The organism is Streptomyces sp. NBC_00663, assembly GCF_036226885.1.
GTDB lineage: Bacteria > Actinomycetota > Actinomycetes > Streptomycetales > Streptomycetaceae > Streptomyces.
This window is the reverse complement of sequence record NZ_CP109027.1, coordinates 1,340,064-1,356,999: the sequence shown is the minus strand read 5'-3', so window position 1 is coordinate 1,356,999 and position 16,936 is coordinate 1,340,064. Positions and strand designations below refer to the sequence as shown.

Sequence of the window (16,936 nt, the reverse complement as noted above, 5' to 3'; positions counted from 1 at the left end):
TCCTAGGCGACCGTGAACCGGGTGTGGTTGCTGATCCGGCCGTCCCGGACCTGGAGGACCCGGTCGCAGTGGGCGGCCACGTCGGCGTCATGGGTGACCATGACGAGCGTGGCGCCCTGCTCGCGGGTGACGGAGGTCAGCAGGCGGACGACCTCGGTGCTGGTCGTCCGGTCGAGGGCGCCGGTCGGCTCGTCGGCGAAGACCACGTCCGGCTCGACGGCGAGGGCACGGGCGATCGCCACGCGCTGGGCCTGCCCGCCGGACAGCTGGCCCGGGCGGCGGTGTTCGAGACCGTCCAGGCCGAGCGGCGCGAACCAGCGCCGGGCCCGATCCACCGCCTGCCGGCGCGGGACGCCCTCCAGCATCAGCGGCAGCGCCACGTTCTCCTCGGCGGGCAGCTCGGGCAGCAGCTGGCCGAACTGGAACACGAACCCGAACCGTTTGCGGCGCAGGGCACTGAGCTTCTCCTCGCTGAGCTTCTCGATGCCCTTCCCGCGCAGCAGCACGGTGCCGCTGTCGGGGCGCACGATCCCGGCGAGGGTGTGCAGCAGGGTCGACTTGCCGGACCCGGACGGGCCCATGATCGCCAGCGAGTCGCGCTCGCCGACCGAGACGTCCACGCCGTCGAGGGCGACGGTGGAGCCGTACTTCTTCACGAGGCCGAGACCGGCCAGAACGGGGTTCGTCATGTCGGTCAGCGCTCGAACTTCCAGGTGACGGAGGAGGCGGTGGCCTTGACCACCGTGACGGGGATGTCGACGGTCGAGCCGTCGCCCTTCTTGCCGGTGCAGGTGACGGACGCCCCGGCGACGGCCTTCAGCCCGGTCGGGCAGGAGACATCGTGGATCTTGTCGCCGACCCAGGGCAGCGGGTGGTACTTGCTCTGGGTGCGGCCCGCGACGACGGTGCTCTTGAGCGCCTTGTGGCCGTCCACGGAGGCGGTGCTGTACTCGTCGAGGTGGCTCGTCGACTCGGTGCCGGAGAGCAGATGGGTACCGAGACCGCCGAGGGCGAGGGTGGCGGCCGCCCCGCCGACGACTCCGACCAGGAACTTGTTGCGCTGCATCGTGAACTCCTGCTGAGGGACCGGCTGGGGAAGTGGCTCCACCCTCGCCCGCCGACCCCCGCGCGCACCTCGGCCGGATGGCCATGACCGGCGCGGCCCGCTCTCCTCCCTTCGGCCGATCCCTGGTGCGACGGCCCGCGGCGGCTGTTCAATGACACTGCACATGACCGTTCGTGAGAGGAGCCGCCCGTGCCCCCTGCCGACGTGCCGCCCGTCGGCGCGCGCATCCGGCAGGCGCGTCAGGAACGCGGCGTGAGCCTGCGCGCCCTGGCCCGCGAGGTCGGTGTCTCCGCGAGCCTGGTCTCCCAGATCGAGACCGGCAAGAGCCAGCCGTCGGTGAGCACGCTGTACGCCCTCACGACCGCCCTGGGCATCTCCGTGGAGTCGCTCTTCGAGCCGGGTGAAGCCGCCGTGGCGGCGGGCGGAACGACGGTGGCGCACGCCCTCGCCGCCTTCGCCGCCGATCCCGTCGGCCGCCTCGGGCCCCTGATCACCCCGGGTGAACGGGACGTCCTGGAGCTGGACTCGGGGGTGGTGTGGGAGCGGCTCGGGCATGTCCCCGGGACGGACGTCGACTTCCTGCTCGTGACGTACCGGCCCGGCGGCTCCTCCTCCGGCTCGGGCGCCCTGATGCGGCACACCGGCACGGAGTACGGCTATCTCCTCTCCGGCGAGCTGGTCCTCACGCTCGGCTTCGACAAGTCCGTCCTGCGGCCCGGCGACGCCGTCTGCTTCGAGTCCACGACCCCGCACCGCTACCGCAACGACGGCACGGAACCGGCCGTGGGCGTCTGGTTCGTCTCCGGCCAAAGTGTTCAGTGACACTTGACACTCTCCCTGTGCGGTCGTTGACTCCGCAGTGGGGGTGGTCGCCATGGCGATCCGCACATTCGGGCCCAACGCCGTCGACTGGGAAGAGCGCATCGACCTCGACCGGCTGCGCCGACAGCGGCTGGCCCGGCTCCACGAGTCCCTGAACCGCTCCTCGCTGGGCGCGGTGCTCAGCTTCGACTTCGCCAACATCCGCTACATGACCGCCACGCACATCGGCACCTGGGCGATGGACAAGCTGATCCGCTTCGCCCTGCTGGTGCGCGGCGGCGACCCGGTCGTCTGGGACTTCGGCTCGGCGGCCCGCCACCACCAGCTGTACAACCCCTGGCTGGACTACAGCGACGGCAAGGAGGGCCCGCCCACCGGGGCCCGCGCCGGCATCTCCACCCTGCGCGGCGCCTTCCACCCCGACGCGGGGATCGCCGAGGACGTGGCCCGCAAGATCGCCGCCGAACTGCGCGAACACGGCCTCGCCGACGAGCCGTTGGGCATCGACGTCGCCGAGATGCCGGTCCTGGCCGCGCTGCGCGCCGAGGGCATCGACGTCGTCGACGGCCAGCAGGTCTTCCTGGAGGCCCGCCGCACCAAGACCCGCGACGAGATCTCCCTGCTCACCCAGGCCTGCGCCATGGTCGACGCGGCCTACGAGGAGCTCTACGGCTTTCTACGTCCGGGCGTGCGCGAGAACGAGTGCGTCGGACTGGTCAGCAAGGTGCTGTACGACCTCGGCAGCGAGTACGTCGAGGGCGTCAACGCCATCTCCGGGGAACGCTGTTCACCCCACCCGCACGTCTACAGCGACCGGCTGGTCCGCCCCGGCGACCCCGCCTTCTTCGACATCCTGCACAGCCACCTCGGCTACCGCACCTGCTACTACCGCACCTTCGTCGTCGGCAGTGCGTCCGGTGCCCAACGGGACGCCTATGTGCGCTGCCGCGAGTACATGGACCAGGCGATCGCCCTCGTCCGCCCCGGCGCCACCACCGCCGACATCGTCCAGGTCTGGCCGCGCGCCGAGGAGTTCGGCTTCGCCGACGAGACCGCCGCCTTCGCGTTGCAGTACGGCCACGGCGTCGGCCTGTCCATCTGGGAGAAGCCCATCTTCAGCCGTCTGGTCTCCCTCGACCACCCCGAAGTCCTCGAAGAGGGCATGGTGTTCGCCCTGGAGACCTACTGGCCCGCCGCCGACGGCTGGTCCGCGGCCCGCATCGAGGAGGAACTGGTCGTCACCGCGGACGGCTGCGAGGTCATCACCAAGTTCCCGGCCGAGGAACTCCTCGTCGCGGGCCGCAAGTACTGGACCGTGGGCGGCGAACTGAACACCCGCCGTGAGTCGCAGTCCCACCTCAACACGGGGACCGCCGATGGACACCGGTGAACTCCTCGCGATGTACGAGCGGATGGCCCTGATCCGCCGCACCGAGAAGGCCGCCCACGATCTCTTCCTCCAGGGTCTGGTCAAGGGCACCACCCACCTCGCCGCAGGGCACGAGGCGATCGCCGTCGGCGCGAGCGCCGCCCTGCGCGCCGACGACTATGTCTTCGCCACCTACCGCGGCCACCACCACGCGCTGGCCCGCGGCGCCACCCCCGAGGAGTGCCTCGCCGAACTCATGAGCAGGGCAACGGGGTTGTGCGGTGCCAAGGGTGGCTCCATGCACCTCACCAAGGCGGCCACCGGCATGCTCGGCTCGTACGCGATCGTCGGCGCCCACCTCCCGATGGCGGCCGGTGCCGCGTGGTCGGCCCGGCTGCGCGGCACCGGTCAGATCGCGGTCGCCTTCTTCGGGGACGGCGCGACCAACATCGGCGCCTTCCACGAGGCGTTGAACCTGGCCGCCGTATGGAAACTGCCGGTGCTGTTCGTCTGCGAGAACAACCTCTACATGGAATACACGCGGATCGCCGACGTCACCGCGGTGGCCCGCCCGGCGGCCGACCGGGCGCCCGCGTACGGCATCCCGGGCGAGAGCGTCGACGGCAACGACGTCGTGGCCGTACGCGAGAGCGTGGCCCGGCTCGCGGAACGGGCCCGGGCAGGAGACGGGCCCGCTCTGCTGGAGGCCGCCACCTACCGGCACTTCGGGCACAGCAGGTCCGACCCGGCCGCCTACCGCCCGGCCGAGGAGGTCGAACGCTGGCTCAAGCACGACCCGTTGGACCTCGCACGCGGCCGGCTGACCGAGCTGGGCGTGCCCGAGGAGACGGTCACCGCGGCCGACGAGCGCGCACAGGAGACCGTACGACAGGCGGTCGACGCGGCGCGGAACGCGCCCCCGCCCGATCCGCGCGACGCGCTGACCGACGTATGGGCGGACGGAGGGGCCGCATGGCGGACGTGATCACCTACCGGGAGGCCGTCGCCGAGGGCATCGCGCGCGAGATGCGCCGGGACCCGGCCGTGGTCTGTCTCGGGGAGGACATCGGTGCGGCGGGCGGGGTGTTCAAGACGACCGCCGGGCTGTTCAAGGAGTTCGGGCCGGAGCGGGTGTGGGACACGCCGATCTCCGAACAGGCCATCGTGGGCGCGGCGATGGGCGCCGCGATGACCGGGATGCGGCCGGTCGCGGAGATCATGTTCTCGGACTTTTTGGCCTGTTGTTGGGATTACCTCGCCAACGAGATACCCAAGGTGCGTTACATGACGGGTGGTCAGGTCACCGTGCCCCTCGTCGTTCGCACCGCCAACGGCGGCGGGCTCGGTTTCGGCGCCCAGCACTCGCAGGCCACCGAGAACTGGGCGCTGACCGTCCCCGGGCTGAAGATCGCCGCGCCCGCCACGCCCGCCGACGTGATCGGCATGATGGCGGCGGCGATCCGCAGCGACGACCCGGTGGTGTTCTTCGAGCACAAGGGACTGCTGGCGTCCAAGGGCGCGCCTGTGCCGCCGGACCATGTGGTCGAGCTGGGCCGTGCGGCCGTCGTGCGGGAGGGCGCCGACGTGACCCTGGTGGCCCTCGCCGCGATGGTCCCGCTGGCCCTGCGGGCCGCCGCGCTGCTCGCCGCGGAGGGCATCGAGGCCGAGGTCGTCGACCTGCGCTGTCTGGTGCCGCTGGACATGAGCACCGTCCTCGCCTCGCTCGCCCGGACCTCGCGGCTCGTCACCGTCGAGGAGAACCCGTACCAGGGCGGCTGGGGCGCCACCCTCGTCTCGGTCGTCGCCGACGAGGGGTTCGGGCTGCTGGACGCGCCCGTGCGCCGGGTGGCGGGGGAGTGCGTGCCGCTGCCGTTCGCCGACGTCCTGGAGGAGCGGGTCATCCCCACCGTCGACAAGGTCGTGGCGGCCGTCCGCGACCTCACCGCGTACTGAACACCACGAAGGAGGAAGGGCGATGACCGTTCGGACACTCCTGCGCGCAGGTCAGGTGATCTCCATGGACCCCGACATCGGGGACCTGCCCCAGGGGGACGTCCTCATCGAGGACGGGCGGATCGCTGCCGTCGAGCCGGAGATCAGCGCGGACGCCGAAGTCCTCGACATGCGCGGGCACATCGTGATCCCCGGCTTCGTCGACACCCACCGCCACACCTGGGAGGCGTCCATCCGCGGGATCGCCCCCGACGCCACCCTCGACGACTACTTCACGGACATCCTCGACACCTTCGCCCCGCTCTACACCCCCGAGGACGTGTACGCGGCCAACCTCGCCGGCGCCCTGGAGTGCCTCAACGCCGGCATCACCACGCTCGTCGACTGGTCCCACATCAACAACACCCCCGCCCACCCCGACGCCGCCATCCAGGCCCTCACCGAGTCCGGCATCCGGGCGCAGTACGCGTACGGCAGCGCCAACACCTCCCTCGCCGACTACTGGTTCGAGAGCAAGATCGCGATACCGGGCGACGACGTCCGCCGCATCCGCACCGAGTACTTCGCCTCCGACGCCGGCCTGCTCACCCTGGCCCTCGCCACCCGCGGCCCCGGCTTCTGCGTGAACGACGTCGTCACCGCGGAGTGGGCCCTCGCCCGCGACTTGGACATCCCGATCACCGTGCACGTCGCCATGGGCCGCCTCGCGGGCCGCTACGGCATGGTGAAGCAGCTCCACGACCTCGGGCTCCTCGGCCCGGACACCACCTACGTCCACTGCTGCTACCTCAGCGAGGAGGAGTGGCGGATGGTCGCCGACAGCGGCGGTACGGTGTCCGTCGCGCCGCAGGTCGAGACACAGATGGGGCACGGCTGGCCGCCGGTGATGAAGGCGATCGAGCACGGACTGCGCCCCTCGCTCAGCATCGACGTCGTCACCACCGTCCCCGGCGACATGTTCACCCAGATCCGCGCGGCCTTCGGCGCCGAGCGCGCCCGGCTCAACGCGGACTGCTGGCAGGCCAACATGCCGGTCCCCGACACCATGTTGACGGCACGTCGGATGCTGGAGATCGCCACCCGCAACGGCGCCCACGTGGCCGGCCTGGAGGACCGCACCGGCTCCCTGACCCCCGGCAAGCGCGCCGACATCGTCGCGATCGACGCCACCGCCCTCAACGTCGCGCCCGTGCACGACGCCGCTGCCGCCGTCACCCTGTCCGCCGACGTCTCCAACGTGGACACCGTCATCGTCGACGGCGTGATCCGCAAGCGGGACGGCAGGTTGACGGCCGACGTGGCCCGCGCCCGGCGCCTCGTCGAGGAGTCCCGCGACCGGCTCCTGGCGGCGAAGGCGGCCCGGTGACCGCGCACCTGGTCCGTCGCGCCGCCGACGCCCCGACCCCGCAGTACGACGAACACGGCCACCGGCGCGAGGAGTTGGTCGGTGAAGGGGACGGGAGCGCGCACACCGGTTTCGGTGTCTGCGAGATACGGCCGGACGGCAGGGTCGGCGCCCATGTCCACTCGTACGAGGAGAGCTTCCACCTCCTCGACGGGGCCGTGATCCTCGACGTGCCCGAGGGGTCGTACCTCCTCGAAGAGGGCGACTACGGCCTGCTGCCGACCGGTGTCCCGCACGCCTGGCGGGGAGTGGGTGCCACCGGCGCGCGCTGGGCGGACATGCTCGCGCCGGTGCCGCGCGCCCGCTACGGGTACGACACCCTCCCCGTGCCCGACCTGCCCGTCCGTGACCCCGTCCGTATCGACGTCCGCGACCCCCGCACCCGCTCCTTCGGCCACTTCGAGCCCGCGCAGATGGACCCCGGCAAACAGTCCCAGGACCTTCTGGCGGTCTCGGCGAGCATGCGGACCGCGCTGCTCGTCTACAGCGGGATCACGGTCAAGATGATGGTCGACGCCGACCTGGGCGCGGTCGCCTCGACCATGTTCATGGTCCAGTACGCCGTCGACGGCGTCGCGGGCACGCATGACCACCCCTTCGAGGAAACGTACTTGATCCTCGAAGGGGTGGTGGAGGCGACCTTCGACGACGCCCGGTACCACCTCGGGCCCGGCGATCTCGCCTGGGCGGGCGCCGGTTGTGTGCACGGCTTCACCAACGCCGGTGCCGGGCCGGTGCGTTGGCTGGAGACACAGGCGCCGCAGCCGCCGTCCCGGCACTCCTACCGGTTCACCCGGGACTGGGACTATCTGAGGGGCGTGCGATGAACCGTGTCGTGGTCGTCGGCGGCACCTCCGGCATCGGCCGGGAGTTCGCCCGGATGCGTGCGGGACGCGGCGACGAGGTACTGATCACCGGGCGCGACGCCCACCGCACCGACACCGCCGCCAAGGAGATCGGCGCCCGCGGCCTCGCCCTGGACCTCTCCCGCCCCCACGAGATCGGCGCCGCGCTGGCCGGCGTGGGGCGCGTCGACCAGCTGGTGCTGGCCGGCGTCTCCCGCGACGACAACCGGGTGGCCGCCTACGACATCGACGCCGCCGTCCACCTCGTCACGCTCAAGCTCGTCGGCTACACCGAGACCGTCCACGCCCTGCGGCCCGGCCTGCACGAGGACAGCGCGATCGTCCTCTTCGGCGGACAGGCCAAGGAGCGGCCGTATCCGGGTGCGACGACCGTGGCGACCGTCAACGCGGGGGTGACCGGCCTCGTCCACACCCTCGCCGTCGAGCTGGCGCCCGTCCGCGTCAACGCCATCCACCCGGGGGTGGTCGGGGACAGCCCCTACTGGCGGGACAAGCCGGACGAGGTGCTGGCGGGCCTGCGGGCCCGGACCCCGGCCGGGCGGCTCGCGGCGATGACCGATGTCGTGGACGCCGTGGACTTCCTGTTGCGCAACCGGTCCGTGAACGCGGTCGGGCTGGCCGTGGACGGGGGGTGGCTGCTGGGCTGAGGGGCACTCTTCGGGCAGGGGCCGACAGGGCCATCCCCCGCTTTCGAGGAGAAAGGGAGCGCCATGACCGATCCCGCCGCCGTAGCCCGGCTCACCGAGGACCTGACCGCCGGGCTGAAGACCGGCGACCTGGAGGACTTCTACCGCGATCTGCACCGCCACCCGGAGCTGTCCTTCCAGGAGCACCGCACCGCCGCCCGCCTCGCGGCACGGCTGCGCGGGGCCGGGTACGAGGTGATCGAGGGCGTCGGCCGCACTGGCGTGGTCGGCGTGCTGGCCAACGGGGACGGGCCCGTGGTGTGGCTGCGCGGCGACATGGACGCGCTGCCGGTGCGGGAGGCGACCGGGCTGCCCTACGCCTCGACCGTCGAGGGCGTGATGCACGCCTGCGGGCACGACTGCCACGTCACCTGGCTCATGGGCGCCGCCGAGGCGCTCGCCGCCGGGCGTGCGGCCTGGTCCGGGACGGTCGTGGTCGTCGGCCAGCCCGCGGAGGAGGCCGGCGGGGGAGCGGGGGCGATGGCCGTGGACGGGGTGCATGTGCGCTTCCCGTACCCGGACGTGGTCTTCGGCCAGCATGTCGTCCCCGGGCGCACCGGCTGTTTTTCGCACACCCCGGGCCTGATCATGTCCGCCTCCGACGGCGTCGAGGTCGTCGTGACCGGCGTCGGCGGCCACGGCTCGCGCCCCGAGTCGACGGTCGACCCCGTGGTGACCGCCGCGCACATCGTCACCCGCCTCCAGACCGTGGTCGCGCGGGAGGTCGCCGCGAAGGACTCCGCGGTGGTGACCGTGGGGCAGTTCCACGCCGGGACGAAGAGCAACATCATCCCCGCCGAGGCACGGCTCGCGCTGAACGTGCGCAGCCAGGACGACCGGGTGCGCGAGCGGATTCTCGGCGCGGTGCGGCGGATCGTCGAGGGCGAGTGCCTGGCGGCCGGCTGCCCGGTGCCGCCCGGGATCACCGTCGTCCCCGGCTATCCGAACACCGTCAACGACGCCGCCCTCGACGGGGAGATCGCGGCCGTGCACCGCGAACTCTTCGGCGCCGCCTCGGTGTTCGACTTCGGCCCGGAGATGGGCAGCGAGGACTTCTCCCTGCTCGCGCCCCCGGGGGTGCCGTACGACTACTGGTACGTGACGGCGACACCGGACGCGGTGTGGCAGGCGGCGCCGGGAGAGACGGACGAGGAGCGGTTCGGGAACGTACCCGACAACCACAGCCCGCTCTTCGCCCCCGACCTGTCGGTGCTGGCGCCGGGCGTGCGGACGCTGGTGTCGGCCGCGTTGAGCCGTCTCACGGCCTAGAGGCCGAGCAATCTCGCGGCCTACCGCGTGAGGAATCTCGTGGCGCCTGCCGCTTGAGCAACAACCTCACGGCCTCTACCGCTTGAGCATTCTCACGGCCTATCGCTTGAGGGCGACTCCGCCGTACAGCGACACCGGGTCCGGGCCGATGTCGGACTCGCCCTCCGCGAGCTCGGGACGCCAGTCCCGCACGGAGACGATCCCGGGCTCCAGGAGGTCGAGTCCCTTGAAGAAGCGGCCCACTTCGGCCTGGTCGCGGGCGACGAGGGTGACGCCGGACGCCTTGTACGCGGCGATGCCCTCATGCACCTGCTCCGGCTCGAAGTCGGCCGTCATGCAGGACAGCACCAGGCAACTGCCGGGGGCCAACGCGTCGACCAGGGTGCCGACGAGGTCATGGGCGCCGTCCTCGTCCGCGATGAAGTGCATCAGGGCGATCAGCGAGAGGGCGACGGGCCGCTCGAAGTCGAGGATCTTGCCCGCCTGCCGGAGGATCTGCTCCGGGTCACGGGCGTCGGCCTGCACGTACTCCGTGACTCCCTCGTCCGTACCGCGCAGCAGGGCGCCGGCGTGGGCGAGGACGATCGGGTCGTTGTCGACGTAGACGACGCGGGCGTCCGGCGCGACCCGCTGGGCGATCTGGTGCAGATTGGGCTCGGTGGGTATCCCGGTGCCGATGTCGAGGAACTGGCGGATCCCCGCCGAGCCCGCCACCTCTCGTGTGGCCCGGTGCATGAACCAGCGGTTGGCCCGCGCGGCCCGCGGGGCGTCGCCGTTCAACGAGGCGATCCGGCGGCCGAGTTCCTCGTCGACCGGGTAGTTGTCCTTGCCGCCGAGATACCAGTCGTACACACGGGCCGGGTGGGGCCTGGTCGTGTCGATCCGCGGGGCGGCCGGCTCGGTCCCGGTCACGTGTGACTCCTCTGCTCGCTCGCCAAGACTGCGAGCAGTGTTTCACGATCATCTGTGCGGGACGGAGTCGGTCTTCGGCCACCTCTTTCCGGTCAACAGGGCTGACCGGCAAGGGGGTTACGGCCGCAGCGGGTCATGCCCCAGCGTCATCAGCTGGTGCCGCCGCCGGGTCTCCTCGGCCTCGGGCTCGTTCTCCACGTCCGCCTGGGCGCCGACGGCGTCCACCACCTCGTACATCACCTCGATGTCGTCGTCGGTGAGGTCCGTGCGCCGTTTCTGCAGGATCGCGAGGACATGCTGCCCGGTGGGGGTGCCGGCGTGCTCCGGCAGGGGCTCGCTGGTCTCGTCGGCGTCGCTGACACGCAGCCAGGCGGCCAGTTCCTGCGAGGTCATGTTGACGGCGCGGTGGAAGTCCTCCCACAGCGCGTCGAGTTCGAGGGCGTCCGTCATCGCGGGACTCCTTCCGCTTGCGTACGACTTCCGCTTGCGTACGACGCGGTCAGTCCCGAGGCCAGTTCTCGGCCTCGAACATCCAGCGCTGCTTCTCGAGTTCGGCGGTGATGCCGATCAGCAGATCCTGGGTGACCGGGTCGGCCTTGTCGGTGGCGTCGATGCGCTCGCGCAGCCGGCCGATCGCCGACTCCAGCGTCTCGACCATCAGCCGGACCACCTCGTCGTCGCGCAGCCAGCCCTCCTTAGCGCCGGGCAGCGCGTAGGCGGCGGCGATCGTCTCGGGCCGGCCGTCCGGCGGCACGCCGAGCGCGGCGGCGCGCTCCGCCACCGTGTCGGAGTACGTGCGGGCCGTCGCGACCACCTCGTCCAGCTGGAGGTGGATGGACCGGAACCGCGGGCCCACGATGTTCCAGTGCGCCTGCTTGCCGACCAGTGAGATCCCGAGCAGATCCACGAGGGTGCTCTGCAACGCCTCTCCGGCCACCTCGCGGGCCGCGTCGGGAAGGGTGCTCTTCACCACAGTCATACGGTGCTTCTCCTTCTGGCGTGGTTCGTGCCGGTACGGAGCAGCGCGCGGCGCCGCGCGGCGCGGGCCTCGCGTGCCCGCGGGAAAGAACAGCTCGGAGTCCTCTCCCGCGCGGGCCGCACACCGCAGCCGCTCCTTGCGGCGCGGGTGCCCAGGGCGTACCGGTGCAAACGTGGCGGTGATCAGGCGGGAAGCACGCCGTTCAGGAAGCGCGTCAGCTCCGCGAAGACCTCGGCCCGGTTCGTCTCGTTGAAGACCTCGTGCCGGGCACCCGGACAGATCCGCTCGGTCAGCACGCCCCCGCTCAGCCGCTCCACCCCGGCACGGCTGCCCGCCAGCGGCACCAGCCGGTCGTCCTCGCCGTGCAGCCACAGCAGCGGCAGCCGGCCCACGTCACCCCCCTTGGCCACGGTCTCCAGCGTCCGGACGAACGACTCCACCGTCGGCCGCTTCATCGGCCCGTGCCACACCAGCGGATCCGCCGCGTACGCCGCCCCCACCGCAGGGTCCCGGGAGAGCGAGGCCGTGCTGATGGGCGTGTCCGGGATCTCGTCGAGGGCGAGCAGCCGCCGGGGCAGGTACCAGTCGCCGATGACCGGCCCCGACAGGACGAGCGCGGTCAGCTCGGCGCCGTACCGCTGGGCGTAGCGGGCCGCGATCAGGCCCCCCATGGAGTGGCCGATGAGGACCAGCGGTACACCCGGACGAGTGGCGCGGGCCAGGTCGGCCACCTCGTGCACCTCGGTGACCACGTCCTCGAAGTCCTCGATCAGCACCCGCTCGCCCGCGGACTTCCCGTGGCCCCGGTGATCGGGCCCGAAGACGGCCGCGCCGTCCGTCACGAGGACGTCGGCGAGCTCCTCGTACCGGCCGATGTGCTCTCCGTAGCCGTGCACCACCAGGGCGAGGTAGCGGGGCGCCGGGTGGGGCCATTCCCGTACGACGATTCCCGGGAGTGCGTGCTCGCGGGCCTCGGCCATGTCTCCTCCAGCTGCGTCGGTGAAGGTCCCGGGAGATCTTCCCAGTCGCCCGGCGGGCGGTCTATAGTCAAAAACTAGCAGTGCTAATTAATTGTTCGGTGCCGAACCACTTGGGAGTCCCGTCGTGCGCCCCGTCCACTTCGCGGCAGCCCGCCGCACCCCCCTCGGCAAACTGCGCGGAGCCCTGTCGCGCGTACGTCCCGACGATCTCGCCGCCACCGTCATCCGCGGCCTCGTCGCCGACGTGCCCGCCCTCGACCCGGCGCGCATCGACGACGTCTACTGGGGCGCCGCCAACCAGGCCGGCGAGGACAACCGCAACGTCGCCCGCATGGCCGCGCTCCTCGCCGGGCTGCCCGACTCCGTGCCCGGCGCCACGGTGAACCGGCTGTGCGCCTCCGGCCTCGAAGCCGTCACGACCGCCGCCCGCGCCATCGCCGCCGGCGAGGCCGACATCGTGCTCGCCGGCGGCTCCGAGTCGATGAGCCGCGCCCCCTTCGTACTGCCCCGCCCCGACGAGGCCCTCCCGCACCGCATCGAGACCGTCGACACCCGCCTCGGCTGGCGGCTGGTCAACCCGGCGATGAGGGAACTCCACGGCCTGCTCTCCATGGGCGAGACCGCCGAGGAGGTCGCCTCCCGCTACGGCGTCTCCCGCGACCGGCAGGACGAGTTCGCCCTGCGCAGCCACCAACTCGCCGCCCAGGCCCGCAAGAACGGCCACTTCGACGACGAACTCCTGCCCGTGGAAGGCCCCGACGGCGTCGTCGTCGACGCCGACGAATGCATCCGCGAGGACACCTCGGTGGAGAAACTCGCGCGCCTCAAGCCGGTCTTCCGGCAGAACGGAACGGTCACGGCGGGCAACGCCTCGCCCATGAACGACGGCGCCGCGGGTCTCCTGCTGGTCAGCGAGGAGGCCCTGAACGACCTGGGCCTGGAGTCGCTCGGCCGCTATGTCGCCGGAGCCTCCGCGGGCGTCCACCCGGACGTCATGGGCATCGGGCCGGTCCCCGCCACGCAGAAGGTGCTGGCCCGCGCCGACTGGAGCGTCGGTGACCTCCAGGAGGCCGAGTTCAACGAGGCGTTCGCCGCCCAGGCGTTGGCCTGCGTGGACCGGCTGGGCATCGACCCCGAGCTGGTCAACCCGAGCGGCGGCGCGATCGCCCTCGGCCATCCGCTGGGCTGCTCCGGCGCCCGCATCCTGACGACCCTGCTCCACCGGATGCGCCGCACGGGAGCGGAGCGCGGGCTGGCGACGATGTGTGTGGGGGTGGGGCAGGGGAGCGCGGTGCTGGTGGAGCGCCATTAGCCCACCGCTCTTTCGAACCGTCAACGGGGGCTCCCGGTAAGGGAGTTCGTCAGCAGAGCCGCAAGGAAACGGAGCAAGTCCCCCATGGCCACCCTGTCCCTCGCCACCATCCTCGCCGAGAACGCCCGGCGCCGCCCCGACAAGACCGCCCTCGTCGAAGGCGAACTGCGGCTGAGCTTCGCCGAGGTGTGGCGACGGGCCCGCGCCCAGGCCGGCGCCCTGGTCGGGTTGGGCGTACGGCCGGGCGACCGGGTCGCGCTGATGGCACCCAACACCGCCGAGTTCCCGGTGGCGTACTACGCGATCGCGGCGGCCGGAGCAGTCGTCGTCCCCGTCCATCTGCTGCTGTCGGCGTCCGAGGTCGAGCACGTCCTGAAGGACAGCGGCGCGGCACTCCTGCTGTGTCACCCGGCGCAGGCCGAGACCGGCACGGCCGCCGCGCGAGCCGCCGGCGCCCAAGTCGTCACCCTGGGCGGTGAGTTCGAGAAGCTCGCGGCGGACGCCGAGCCACTGACGTCGTACGTCACCCGTGCCGCCGACGACCCGGCCGTCGTCTTCTACACGAGCGGCACGACCGGCGTGCCCAAGGGCGCGGTCCTCAGCCACTTCAACCTGGTGATGAACGCGACGGTCAACGCCTTCGACGCCAACGACATCCGCCCCGACGACATCGCCCTCGGCGCCCTGCCCCTCTTCCACGCCTTCGGGCAGACGGTGTCCCTCAACTCCACCTGGCGGGCGGGCGCCACGCTCGTCCTGCTGCCCCGCTTCGACGCGGCCCGCGCGATCGAGCTGATGGTGAAGGAGCGGGTCAACATCTTCCACGGGGTGCCGACGATGTACGTCTCCCTGACGGCCGCCGCGGCAGTGACCGACACCCTCCCCGAGCTACGGGTCTGCATCTCCGGCGGCGCCTCGCTGCCGCTGGCCGTGCTGGAGCGGTTCGAGGCGGCCTTCGGGGCGAAGATCTACGAGGGGTACGGCCTGTCGGAGACCTCGCCGACGGCGACCGTGAACCAGCCGGTGTTCGGCACCCGCGTCGGCACCATCGGGCACCCTCTGTGGGGCGTGGACGCCGAGATCGCCCGTGCCGAGGTCGAGGGCCACATCGAACTGCTGCCGCCGGGCGAACTCGGCGAGGTCGTCATCCGCGGCCACAACGTCTTCTCCGGCTACCTCGGCCGCCCCGAGGCCACCGCGGAGGCGCTCGTCGACGGCTGGTTCCGCACCGGCGACCTCGGCACCAAGGACGGCGAGGGGTTCCTCAGGATCGTCGACCGCAAGAAGGACGTCATCATCCGGGGCGGCTACAACGTCTACCCGAGGGAGGTCGAGGAGGTGCTGATGCGCCACCCCGGTGTCGCCCAGGTCGCCGTGATCGGCCTCCCGGACGATCTGCACGGCGAGGAGGTGTGCGCGGTCGTGGTCCGGGCGCCGGGCACGGAGACGGACGCGGCCGACATCACCGAGTGGTCCAAGGAACACCTGGGCCGGCACAAGTACCCGCGGCGCGTGGAGTTCACGGACGCGCTGCCGCTGGGGCCGAGCATGAAGGTGCTGAAGCGGGAGCTGAGGGCGACGTACGCGGCGGATCGGCCATGAAGCCCGATACCGCCGAGTAGGACCAACCAGCGAGACGCTCCTTACGGTGGCCGGATACGTGCGCATAGCATCGGTCTCCGCATGGACACGATGACACTCTGGGGCATCTCCGGCTGGGGGTTCGCCGCACTCGCCTTCGCGGCGCTGCTCGTCGGCTTCTCCAAGACCGCCGTGAGCGGGGCCAACACGGTCAGTCTCGCCGTGTTCGCGGCGGTCCTGCCGGCCCGCGCCTCCACCGGCGTGCTGCTGCCGATCTTGATCGCCGGGGACGTGCTCGCCGTCCTCACCTACCGGCGGCACGCCCACTGGCCCACCCTGTGGCGGCTGTTCCCGGCCGTCGCGGCGGGCGTGGTGGTCGGCACGCTCTTCCTGATGTGGGCGGACGACGCGATCGTCCGGACCTCGATCGGAGCGATCCTTCTACTGATGGCGGCGGTGACGATCTGGCGCCGCCGCACCGCCGATGCGGACGACGACCCCGACGGGGTCACCACCCGGGCGGGCCGCGTCAAGGCCCGCTCCTACGGCGTCCTCGGCGGCTTCACCACCATGGTCGCGAACGCGGGCGGCCCGGTCATGTCGATGTACCTGCTGTCGGCGGGCTTCCGGAAGCTCGGCTTCCTGGGCACCTCCGCCTTCTTCTTCCTCATCGTCAACACGTCCAAGGTGCCCTTCAGTGTGGGGCTCGGCCTGATCGACGGGAACTCGCTGCTCCTCGACGCCGCACTCGTGGCCTTCGTCGTGCCCGGCGCGTTCATCGGCAAATGGGCTGTGAACAGGATCAACCAGCGCCTCTTCGAACAACTCGTGATCGCGGCGACGATCGTCGGCGGCCTGCAACTGCTCCTGCGCTGAGGCCTGCTCCCGCGCTGACGCCTACTCCCGAGCGGCCCATGCCCGCAACAGCGCCGGCAGATCGGCGAACGAGTCCACCACGTGGTCGGGCACCCCGCTCGCGTCCCGCAGCGTCTCCGGCTGGAACTTGCCCGTCCGCACCAGCACCCCGGTGACCCCCGCGGCCTGTGCCGCCAGCACGTCCGACTCGACGTCGTCACCGACCATCACCGCGTCGTCCGCACCCACCCCCAGCCGGCCGAGCGCGGCGGCGAAGAACGCCCGCGACGGCTTACCCGTCACCACGGCCTCGGTATGGGCCGCCCGTTCGAGACCGGCCAGGAACGCCCCCGCGTCCAACTGCAACCCGTCCCCGGTACGCCAGTACAGGTTCCGGTGCATCGCCACCAGCCGCGCCCCGCGCTGCAACTGCCCGAACGCCCGGTTCAGCGCCGCGTACCCGAACTCCTCCCCGGCACCACCCACAATCACGACGTCGGGGTCATCGTCGTCGACCAGGCTGACACCCGCCAGGTCCTCCCGCACCTCCCCGCTGTTGAGCAGCGCACACCGCGCCCCCGGAAAGTGCTCGGCGAGATACGCGGCCGTCACCGCCGGCGCCGTCAGGATGTCCTCCGCGTCCACCGGGAACCCGGCCCCCGCGAGCGCCCCGGCGATCGACGCCCGGGTCCGCGAGGTCGTGTTGGTCACCAGCGCGACGCCCAGCCCGGCCGCGCGGATCTCCCGCAAGGCCTCGACCGCGCCGGGCAGCGGCTCCCAGGAGACGGTGAGGACACCGTCGATGTCGATGAGCACAGCACGCACAGACGTCATGCCCGGACCATAGCGAGAGTGCCCGGGGCGGCCACCGTAGGCTCTGC

The 16,936-nt window shown here is 71.7% G+C and carries 18 protein-coding genes; 11 read left to right on the top strand and 7 right to left on the bottom strand.

All coding sequences use genetic code 11. The annotated features are described in order from the left end of the window. Positions 1-2: 2 nt before the first annotated feature. Together OG866_RS06200 and OG866_RS06195 are read right to left on the bottom strand one after the other, a co-directional pair. Entirely contained in the window at positions 3-689 is a 687-nt protein-coding gene (locus OG866_RS06200; RefSeq protein WP_329332416.1) for an ABC transporter ATP-binding protein, read from the bottom strand. 5 nt (positions 690-694) lie between these two features. Continuing rightward, entirely contained in the window at positions 695-1,066 is a 372-nt protein-coding gene (locus OG866_RS06195) for a DUF4333 domain-containing protein (RefSeq protein WP_329332415.1), read from the bottom strand. A gap of 189 nt (positions 1,067-1,255) precedes the next feature. Between OG866_RS06195 and OG866_RS06190 the strand changes: the two genes are divergently transcribed. The 8 genes from OG866_RS06190 to OG866_RS06155 all read left to right on the top strand — a co-directional run bounded on the left by OG866_RS06190 (position 1,256) and on the right by OG866_RS06155 (position 9,436). Further along, the gene (locus tag OG866_RS06190) at positions 1,256-1,888 is read left to right on the top strand and encodes a helix-turn-helix domain-containing protein (protein ID WP_329332414.1); all 633 of its coding nucleotides are present in this window, start codon (positions 1,256-1,258) and stop codon (positions 1,886-1,888) included. A 52-nt stretch (positions 1,889-1,940) separates the two neighbouring features. Further along, a complete protein-coding gene (locus OG866_RS06185) occupies positions 1,941-3,278 on the top strand; it encodes a M24 family metallopeptidase (RefSeq protein WP_329332413.1) in 1,338 nt (445 codons plus the stop codon). Continuing rightward, positions 3,265-4,242: a thiamine pyrophosphate-dependent dehydrogenase E1 component subunit alpha gene (locus tag OG866_RS06180; RefSeq protein WP_329332412.1), complete on the top strand. Its 978-nt coding sequence runs from the start codon at positions 3,265-3,267 to the stop codon at positions 4,240-4,242. Before OG866_RS06185 ends, OG866_RS06180 begins: the two co-directional genes overlap by 14 nt. Further along, entirely contained in the window at positions 4,230-5,210 is a 981-nt protein-coding gene (locus OG866_RS06175; RefSeq protein WP_329332411.1) for an alpha-ketoacid dehydrogenase subunit beta, read from the top strand. Before OG866_RS06180 ends, OG866_RS06175 begins: the two co-directional genes overlap by 13 nt. A 22-nt stretch (positions 5,211-5,232) precedes the next feature. Then, the gene (locus OG866_RS06170; RefSeq protein WP_329332410.1) at positions 5,233-6,576 is read left to right on the top strand and encodes an amidohydrolase family protein; all 1,344 of its coding nucleotides are present in this window, start codon (positions 5,233-5,235) and stop codon (positions 6,574-6,576) included. Beyond that, positions 6,573-7,442, top strand: a complete 870-nt coding sequence (locus OG866_RS06165) for a cupin domain-containing protein (protein WP_329332409.1) — start codon at positions 6,573-6,575, stop codon at positions 7,440-7,442. Before OG866_RS06170 ends, OG866_RS06165 begins: the two co-directional genes overlap by 4 nt. Continuing rightward, the gene (locus OG866_RS06160) at positions 7,439-8,128 is read left to right on the top strand and encodes an SDR family oxidoreductase (protein WP_329332408.1); all 690 of its coding nucleotides are present in this window, start codon (positions 7,439-7,441) and stop codon (positions 8,126-8,128) included. The genes OG866_RS06165 and OG866_RS06160 overlap by 4 nt, the downstream gene beginning before the upstream one ends. 63 nt (positions 8,129-8,191) lie before the next feature. Next, positions 8,192-9,436, top strand: a complete 1,245-nt coding sequence (locus OG866_RS06155; protein WP_329332407.1) for an amidohydrolase — start codon at positions 8,192-8,194, stop codon at positions 9,434-9,436. Positions 9,437-9,535: 99 nt separating this feature from the next. Here the strand turns inward: OG866_RS06155 and OG866_RS06150 are convergent, their stop codons facing one another. The 4 genes from OG866_RS06150 to OG866_RS06135 form a co-directional block, all read right to left on the bottom strand. Further along, positions 9,536-10,348, bottom strand: coding sequence for an SAM-dependent methyltransferase (locus OG866_RS06150; RefSeq protein ID WP_329332406.1), 813 nt, complete (start codon positions 10,346-10,348; stop codon positions 9,536-9,538). Between the two features lie 117 nt (positions 10,349-10,465). Then, the gene (locus tag OG866_RS06145) at positions 10,466-10,798 is read right to left on the bottom strand and encodes a DUF3140 domain-containing protein (RefSeq protein ID WP_329332405.1); all 333 of its coding nucleotides are present in this window, start codon (positions 10,796-10,798) and stop codon (positions 10,466-10,468) included. Positions 10,799-10,847: 49 nt separating this feature from the next. Continuing rightward, positions 10,848-11,327 carry a Dps family protein gene (locus OG866_RS06140; protein ID WP_329332404.1) on the bottom strand — a complete coding sequence of 160 codons (480 nt, stop codon included), beginning with the start codon at positions 11,325-11,327 and terminating at the stop codon, positions 10,848-10,850. A gap of 182 nt (positions 11,328-11,509) precedes the next feature. Beyond that, positions 11,510-12,307 (bottom strand): alpha/beta hydrolase, encoded by a 798-nt coding sequence (locus OG866_RS06135; protein WP_329332403.1) that lies wholly within the window; start codon positions 12,305-12,307, stop codon positions 11,510-11,512. A gap of 124 nt (positions 12,308-12,431) precedes the next feature. Here OG866_RS06135 and OG866_RS06130 point away from each other — a divergent pair, with 124 nt between their 5' ends. The 3 genes from OG866_RS06130 to OG866_RS06120 all read left to right on the top strand — a co-directional run bounded on the left by OG866_RS06130 (position 12,432) and on the right by OG866_RS06120 (position 16,076). Continuing rightward, positions 12,432-13,619: a thiolase family protein gene (locus tag OG866_RS06130; RefSeq protein WP_329332402.1), complete on the top strand. Its 1,188-nt coding sequence runs from the start codon at positions 12,432-12,434 to the stop codon at positions 13,617-13,619. Positions 13,620-13,703: 84 nt separating this feature from the next. Then, positions 13,704-15,221: a long-chain-fatty-acid--CoA ligase gene (locus OG866_RS06125; RefSeq protein WP_329332401.1), complete on the top strand. Its 1,518-nt coding sequence runs from the start codon at positions 13,704-13,706 to the stop codon at positions 15,219-15,221. Between the two features lie 81 nt (positions 15,222-15,302). Then, positions 15,303-16,076: a sulfite exporter TauE/SafE family protein gene (locus OG866_RS06120; protein WP_329332400.1), complete on the top strand. Its 774-nt coding sequence runs from the start codon at positions 15,303-15,305 to the stop codon at positions 16,074-16,076. Between the two features lie 21 nt (positions 16,077-16,097). Here the strand turns inward: OG866_RS06120 and OG866_RS06115 are convergent, their stop codons facing one another. Then, positions 16,098-16,889, bottom strand: coding sequence for a TIGR01458 family HAD-type hydrolase (locus tag OG866_RS06115; RefSeq protein WP_329332399.1), 792 nt, complete (start codon positions 16,887-16,889; stop codon positions 16,098-16,100). Between the last annotated feature and the right edge of the window lie 47 nt (positions 16,890-16,936).

Excerpts from the sequence above, each read along its gene's own strand:
- OG866_RS06200 (WP_329332416.1), bottom strand. The coding sequence starts at position 689 with ATGACGAACCCCGTTCTGGCCGGTCTCGGCCTCGTGAAGAAGTACGGC.
- OG866_RS06195 (WP_329332415.1), bottom strand. The coding sequence starts at position 1,066 with ATGCAGCGCAACAAGTTCCTGGTCGGAGTCGTCGGCGGGGCGGCCGCC.
- OG866_RS06185 (WP_329332413.1), top strand. The coding sequence starts at position 1,941 with ATGGCGATCCGCACATTCGGGCCCAACGCCGTCGACTGGGAAGAGCGC.
- OG866_RS06180 (WP_329332412.1), top strand. The coding sequence starts at position 3,265 with ATGGACACCGGTGAACTCCTCGCGATGTACGAGCGGATGGCCCTGATC.
- OG866_RS06175 (WP_329332411.1), top strand. The coding sequence starts at position 4,230 with ATGGCGGACGTGATCACCTACCGGGAGGCCGTCGCCGAGGGCATCGCG.
- OG866_RS06170 (WP_329332410.1), top strand. The coding sequence starts at position 5,233 with ATGACCGTTCGGACACTCCTGCGCGCAGGTCAGGTGATCTCCATGGAC.
- OG866_RS06160 (WP_329332408.1), top strand. The coding sequence starts at position 7,439 with ATGAACCGTGTCGTGGTCGTCGGCGGCACCTCCGGCATCGGCCGGGAG.
- OG866_RS06155 (WP_329332407.1), top strand. The coding sequence starts at position 8,192 with ATGACCGATCCCGCCGCCGTAGCCCGGCTCACCGAGGACCTGACCGCC.
- OG866_RS06145 (WP_329332405.1), bottom strand. The coding sequence starts at position 10,798 with ATGACGGACGCCCTCGAACTCGACGCGCTGTGGGAGGACTTCCACCGC.
- OG866_RS06140 (WP_329332404.1), bottom strand. The coding sequence starts at position 11,327 with ATGACTGTGGTGAAGAGCACCCTTCCCGACGCGGCCCGCGAGGTGGCC.
- OG866_RS06135 (WP_329332403.1), bottom strand. The coding sequence starts at position 12,307 with ATGGCCGAGGCCCGCGAGCACGCACTCCCGGGAATCGTCGTACGGGAA.
- OG866_RS06125 (WP_329332401.1), top strand. The coding sequence starts at position 13,704 with ATGGCCACCCTGTCCCTCGCCACCATCCTCGCCGAGAACGCCCGGCGC.
- OG866_RS06120 (WP_329332400.1), top strand. The coding sequence starts at position 15,303 with ATGGACACGATGACACTCTGGGGCATCTCCGGCTGGGGGTTCGCCGCA.
- OG866_RS06115 (WP_329332399.1), bottom strand. The coding sequence starts at position 16,889 with ATGACGTCTGTGCGTGCTGTGCTCATCGACATCGACGGTGTCCTCACC.